The sequence below is a fragment of the Frankia sp. CcCS3 genome (genome assembly GCF_977927575.1).
Genome location: NZ_CDWRCL010000251.1, coordinates 1 through 5,676, shown reverse-complemented (window position 1 = coordinate 5,676; position 5,676 = coordinate 1). Strand labels below are relative to the sequence as shown.

Sequence of the window (5,676 nt, the reverse complement as noted above, 5' to 3'; positions counted from 1 at the left end):
CAACAACGAATGGCTGCCCCGATGAACTCCCCAACAGGCCCTAGTACTGTTCGGGCGTGGGCACGGAAACTGGGTCCGCCGCCAACCAGAAGCGTGCGGGAACGGACCCTTCGTCGGTCTCTTCGACGGGCCCACCGAAGAGCGAGAACCTGACCTTCCCGCTCGTCGCGCGGCTCGAACTCGATGAACTGCTGACGCAGCCGGTTGACCGGGCCCAAGATGTGCTGGCCACGCAGAGCCGGTTGCGCGGGCTGCTGGCGGCGAGTCGGGCCATCGCCACGGACCTGCGGCTGCCGGTGCTGCTCCGGCACATCGTGGAGGCGGCGTGCGAGCTGCTGGACGCCCGGTACGGGGCGCTGGGCGTCGTCGCGCCGGACCGCACCCTGGAGGAGTTCGTCCACGCCGGCATGGACCCGCGGGACGTCAACCGAATCGGTCATCTGCCTACCGGCCACGGGGTGCTCGGTCTACTGATCGATGATCCTCGGCCGCGTCGCCTCGACGACATCTCCCGCGACCCGAGTGCGTATGGCTTCCCTCCCGGCCATCCGCCGATGAGGACCTTCCTCGGCGTACCCATCACCGTGCGCGGCGAGGTGTTCGGCAACCTCTATCTGACCGAGAAACGCGGCGGCACGGTTTTTACCGCCGAGGACGAGGAACTCGCGCTCGCCTTGGCCGCCAGCGCCGGTGTCGCGATCGAGAACGCCCGGCTGTTCCACGACACCCAGCAACGGCACCGGTGGATGAGCGCGTCCGCCGACGTGACCCGCCAGATCATGGCCGATGCCGACGGCGCCCTCGAGTTTGTTGCGGAACGCATCCGCACGGTCGCCGACGCGGAGTTCGTTTCCATCGTCCTGCGCGACGAGGATGCCGGCAGCGCGCGGGTCGCCGTCACCGTCGGAGCGGACACCGTTTCCGGCGCCGGTCAGCGGATACCTCTCGACGGCACCCTCACCGGTCGGGTGATGGCCGAGCAGCAGCCGTTGCGCGTGGAGGGTGCGCAGCTCGACGCCCTTCCCGAGGAACGGGACGCCGCCACCGGCCCCCTGATCGTCCTCCCGATGGTCGCCGGCACCGACCACGTGTCCGGAGTGCTGCTTGTCGGTCGGAACCGGGGGAAACGTCCCTTCAGCGACACCGATCTCGCCAGCGCCGCGAGCTTCGCGGGCAACGTCGCGATCACTCTGGAACTGGCGCGGGTCAAGGCCGACCGGGAGCGGTTGGTGGTCCTGGCCGACCGTGGTCGCATCGCCCGTGACCTGCATGACCACGTCATCCAGCGGATGTTCGCCGTTGCGCTCGGCCTGCAGGACATCGCCCAGTACGAACGTCCATCGAATGCCGAGCGCATCAACCAGTACGTCGAGGACCTTGACGTTACGATCAAGGACATCCGGCGGTCGATCTTCGAGCTGTGTGCCAGCGGTGTGTCCAAGCGAAGCCGACTGCACGCCGCGATCGACCGGATCGCCGAGGACGTGCGTCCGGCCCTCGGCTTCACGCCGACCGTCCGTTACTCTGGACCGCTCGAAACCGTGATCGGTGACGATCTCGCCGACCAGGTGATCGCCGTCGCCCGGGAGTCGTTGACCAACGCGGCGCGGCATTCGCAGGCCGGGACCGTCGAGCTCCGTATCGGCGTGGCCGGCGAGTCGGTGGTCGTCGACGTGATCGACGACGGCGTCGGCATAGGTCCCGGTGGCCGGCGCAGCGGGCTGGACAACCTCCGGACCCGGGCCGAGCAGCTCGGCGGGTCCTTCACCCTCACCGCACCGGCAGGCGGGGGCACCCACCTGCACTGGGCTGTGCCTCTGTGACACTGGGCTGTGCACCCGGTGCGGGGAGACCGTTGGTCCGCTGAGGGGGGACGATCGGCCCATGTGACCAGGCGGCAGTCGCGGGATGGTTGACTCATGAACCTCCCCGTGAATCTCCCCGCCCTTCGCCTGTCCCGCTCGATGCCGGCTCCGACGTCAGCCGCGGAGAACGGCGCAGCGGCCGCGGGCACGCACCGACCGTACCGGGCGATCGAACCGGGCAGTCGGTCCTGCTGCTGCCCCTCCGAACCGGTGGCACAGGCGATATTTGTCCCCGGTGACACGCGTTCCCATGAGGTCGAGGTGCTGTTGTGCGCCCATCACCTGCGGTGCAGCGCGTCGACACTGAGGTCGTTGGGCGTCGCCGTCTACGACCGGCAGGGGAACTCGATCGAGGACACGGCCACGCTGTTCGGCCGGGACCGCTGACCCTTCGGGTTCGGCTGACCCTTCGGGTTCGCGTGAACGACTGAACAATAACCCGTCGTCGCCGATCCCACCAGGTTGTCAGGTTGACAGGTTGTGTCATCAGATCCCATGGCCTCGCATCGACGCTAAGGGGACGTAATGAAGTAACAAATACGTGATCGAGAGCATCATCGCAGGTCACAGGCCTGTGGAGGGTTCGAAACGCGCAAGTTATTTCATTTCGACTCCTAAGGAAGGCGGTGACACATGAAATGGATGACAGCGGGTGGTCATCTCATCGAGGAGACGGTCGTCAAGGCCGGTCCCGATCGTCCGGCACGAGTCCTGCGGGTGACCCGGCAGGGGCGTGCGGTCGGCCAGTATGCGTGCTGGGCCGATCTGATCGTCAATATTGATGTTCAGCGGATGACTGAAGTCGAATGAATGACCTGTTGTCGGTGCAGGCCTGAGCACGGGTCTGAGATGCCAAGGAGTCGAAATGAAATAACTTGCGCGTTTCGAACCCTCCACAGGCCTGTGACCTGCGATGATGCTCTCGATCACGTATTTGTTACTTCATTACGTCCCCCAAGGGCCACTGAGTTCTCCCCGCGAGGCGCCGTTCTGGAGGTTGTCCGTGTGCAACTTTCCGGCTGCAGAATCCTGGGACGAGACCGATCTCGCGGCCTGTGTGACCGGGGGCGTGAGAGAGAACGCCCACCGGCTGGGGTCTCCTGGCGGTCGCATCCCGCGACTCCTGGTTCGAGCGGAGACTGGGTGGACGTGGTCGATGTCGGCGAGGGCCGGCTCGCCATCTGCGTCGGCGACGCGGCCGGACACGGCGAGCAGGCCGCGAGGTTCGCGCGTGTCCATTCAGGGGTGAGCGGCGGTAGCCCGCTGACCTTGGGGTTTGTGTTGAGGGGACACGTCGCGGTCGTGGCTTGATCCTCCTTTTCGCGCAGCTCGCCATTCATGCGCACGGGGTCGGCGGGGACGACCGCACGATGGCGATCTTGGCCCGCGTGGTCGCCCCCGCCGCTGGCTACTCACCGCGCTGCCGGGCCGCGGAGAGGAGCCTGGCAGCTGACGGGGGCGTCGCGAGCAGCGTCGAGAAGCAGCGTCGAGAGCAGCCCGGTCGGGAGAGACGAGGTCCATCATGTTCGCGGTACGAATTCACGGGTTCGGCGGCCAAGGCGTGCTGACCATCGCCGAGCTGTTGACCATCGCGGCAGTTACGGAGGGTCGCTACGGACAGGCAGCCATGGCCGGCGGGCCGGAACACATCGGCCACCCTACGGTCGCCTGCTGCCGGATCGACGACGATCCATTGCCCGGGTGGGAACCGGTCGTGTTCCCGGATGCGGTCATCGTCCGGGACGCGGCGCTGCTGCACGTCTCCGACGTATTCCATGGACTTGGGGCGGACGGGTTCATCCTGCTCGACTCGGCACGCGACCTCGACGATTTCGGGCTGCCCGGGCTCACCCGGTACCGGCCCGAGCGAACGATCAGCCTGCCCGCCAGCGAGATCGCCCAGCGCGAGCTGGGGCATCCGCTACCGAATACCGCGCTGCTCGGTGGCTTTGCCACGTTGACCGGAATCGTTTCGATCACCGCGGTCGAGACGGCCATCCGGGAGCGGTTCGCCGGTCGGCTCGCGGACGACGGCATCGAGGCGGCCCGGGACGCCTTTGCGTTCGTCCGCTACAGCGAGCGGCGCAGGGCCGGGCTTCTGCCGGTAGCCCGGGAATGAGCCTGGGCGCCGGCAGGGGTCCCGGGGTCAGGTCCGGGTGCCCCTGGCCGGCGACACTCGGCCGAACTCGGTCTCCGCGAGCAGCCTGGCCGCCTGCTCCGCCACGTCGGCGTCGACGAGCAGGTCGTAGCGGTCCGCGCTCAGCGCCGACACGGAGACGAAATCCCGACGGCCCCTGCTCAGCGCGTACGTCAGCAGGCCCACCAGAGCGCCGAGGACGGCGCCGAAGACGGCGCCGTAGAGGGCGAGCAGCACCGCCGCCTGCAGAGGGTTGATCCAGTTGAACAGGCCGAAAACCCAGCCGATCATCGCTCCGGTGACGGCACCGGCCGGCGCCGACCGGCCGGCGGCGGAGGCCCAGGTCAGCCGACCTGTGACCTTCTCGACCGTGTGTAGGCCGCGGCCGACGATGGCGGTCTTCTCTACCGGGAAACCAAGGTCGGAAAGTTGGTCGACGGCCCTTTCGGCCTCGCCGTAGGCGTCGAAGGTGGCCACCACCTGCTGCGGCCCGCCTACCCGGTCCACCCGGGTCCCGCCCGGAGCATCATCGAAGCGCGGGTTCCCGCGATGGAGAACACCCATCCGAGAGGCATCGGCTCGAAGGTCATCCGATCGGGAACCGCGGGTCCCGCCCTCACCTGTCCCGAAGGGGTCATCACGATGCGACATGTAGATCGCCTCCACCCGACGTGAGTGTCGTGGATCAGCCATCGTGTCAGGCATCCGAGGCGGTTCCCCGGACGACGCGGTCATGGCAGAGGCTGCCCGCGTTCGGGGCAGCTAACCGGAGAGGCGCCAGATCCGCGAGGCCGTGAGACGAGGCCGTGAGACGAGGCCGTGAGACCAGGCTGTGAGATCAGGCAGCCAGCCTCGCCGCGTCGAGGTCTTCGGCCCATCCGAAGTTCACGCTTTCCTGAGTTCATGGATCTCTGTACTGTTGGGTCATGGTGACGATCGCCTCGGACATCGAGGTTCTGGTAAGGGTCGGCCGGGCGTTGGCTGACCCGATCAGGGCACGGCTGCTTCTGGCCCTTCGTGACAGCCCGGCGCATCCCGCCGATCTGGCGGAGGCGATGGGGATCTCCCGCAGCCGGCTGTCGAATCATCTGGCCTGTCTGCGTGGCTGTGGGCTGGTGGTCGCCGTTCCGGTCGGCCGGCGTATCCGTTATGAGCTTGCCGACGCCCGTCTCGGTCGCACGCTCGACGAGCTGCGGGCCGCGGTCATCGCCCTCGGACAGGATGCCGCGTGCCCGGACACGGCGGAGAAGGGCTGCTGCTGATATGGCCGTCTCGCTGTCATCGGGGCCGCCCCCGGCCCGCCGTGACCTGCTCGCCCGCCGAATCCGGTTCCTGGTCGGGGTGACTATCGCCTATAACGTCGTCGAGGCCATCATCGCGCTCACGTTCGGCGCGGCGGCGTCGTTCGCTGCGCTGATCGGTTTCGGGCTGGACTCGCTCATCGAGGTCTCCGCCGCCGCGGTTGCCTGGCAGTTCTCCGCCGTCGATCACGCCGTTCGGGAGGCCCGGGAACGCGTCGCCCTGCGGTTCATCGCCGGGTCGTTTTTCGTGCTCGCCGTCTATGTCGCGGTCGACGCCGTGCGTGCACTGGCCGGCGGGGATGATGCGGATGGTTCGGTGCCCGGGATCGCGCTCGCCGCGGTGTCGCTGGCGGTGATGCCGTTCCTGTCCGCT

General features: G+C 67.7%; 6 protein-coding genes and 1 pseudogene. 6 read left to right on the top strand and 1 reads right to left on the bottom strand.

Annotation, left to right across the window (positions count from 1 at the left end; all coding sequences use genetic code 11):
• Nucleotides 1–56: 56 nt before the first annotated feature.
• The 4 genes from AC08OQ_RS17250 (at nucleotide 57) to AC08OQ_RS17235 (ending at nucleotide 3,984) form a co-directional block, all read left to right on the top strand.
• Entirely contained in the window at nucleotides 57–1,823 is a 1,767-nt protein-coding gene (locus AC08OQ_RS17250) for a sensor histidine kinase (protein WP_476612202.1), read from the top strand.
• Nucleotides 1,824–1,919: 96 nt separating this feature from the next.
• Nucleotides 1,920–2,252 (top strand): hypothetical protein, encoded by a 333-nt coding sequence (locus AC08OQ_RS17245; RefSeq protein WP_476612201.1) that lies wholly within the window; start codon nucleotides 1,920–1,922, stop codon nucleotides 2,250–2,252.
• A 246-nt stretch (nucleotides 2,253–2,498) separates the two neighbouring features.
• Nucleotides 2,499–2,675: a hypothetical protein gene (locus tag AC08OQ_RS17240; protein ID WP_476602313.1), complete on the top strand. Its 177-nt coding sequence runs from the start codon at nucleotides 2,499–2,501 to the stop codon at nucleotides 2,673–2,675.
• Nucleotides 2,676–3,387: 712 nt separating this feature from the next.
• On the top strand, nucleotides 3,388–3,984 hold the full coding sequence (locus AC08OQ_RS17235; RefSeq protein ID WP_476602314.1) for a 2-oxoacid:acceptor oxidoreductase family protein: 597 nt from the start codon (nucleotides 3,388–3,390) through the stop codon (nucleotides 3,982–3,984).
• Nucleotides 3,985–4,011: 27 nt separating this feature from the next.
• Here AC08OQ_RS17235 and AC08OQ_RS17230 read toward each other — a convergent pair whose 3' ends face one another.
• The gene (locus AC08OQ_RS17230; protein WP_476602315.1) at nucleotides 4,012–4,566 is read right to left on the bottom strand and encodes a YflT domain-containing protein; all 555 of its coding nucleotides are present in this window, start codon (nucleotides 4,564–4,566) and stop codon (nucleotides 4,012–4,014) included.
• 362 nt (nucleotides 4,567–4,928) lie between these two features.
• On the opposite strand from AC08OQ_RS17230, the gene AC08OQ_RS17225 reads away from it, so the two are divergent.
• Together AC08OQ_RS17225 and AC08OQ_RS17220 are read left to right on the top strand one after the other, a co-directional pair.
• Nucleotides 4,929–5,264, top strand: coding sequence for an ArsR/SmtB family transcription factor (locus AC08OQ_RS17225; protein WP_476602316.1), 336 nt, complete (start codon nucleotides 4,929–4,931; stop codon nucleotides 5,262–5,264).
• 1 nt (nucleotide 5,265) lies between these two features.
• A pseudogene (locus tag AC08OQ_RS17220) lies at nucleotides 5,266–5,676 on the top strand (cation transporter); the annotation flags it as partial.

Excerpts from the sequence above, each read along its gene's own strand:
- AC08OQ_RS17245 (WP_476612201.1), top strand. The coding sequence starts at position 1,920 with ATGAACCTCCCCGTGAATCTCCCCGCCCTTCGCCTGTCCCGCTCGATG.
- AC08OQ_RS17240 (WP_476602313.1), top strand. The coding sequence starts at position 2,499 with ATGAAATGGATGACAGCGGGTGGTCATCTCATCGAGGAGACGGTCGTC.
- AC08OQ_RS17235 (WP_476602314.1), top strand. The coding sequence starts at position 3,388 with ATGTTCGCGGTACGAATTCACGGGTTCGGCGGCCAAGGCGTGCTGACC.
- AC08OQ_RS17230 (WP_476602315.1), bottom strand. The coding sequence starts at position 4,566 with ATGGGTGTTCTCCATCGCGGGAACCCGCGCTTCGATGATGCTCCGGGC.
- AC08OQ_RS17225 (WP_476602316.1), top strand. The coding sequence starts at position 4,929 with ATGGTGACGATCGCCTCGGACATCGAGGTTCTGGTAAGGGTCGGCCGG.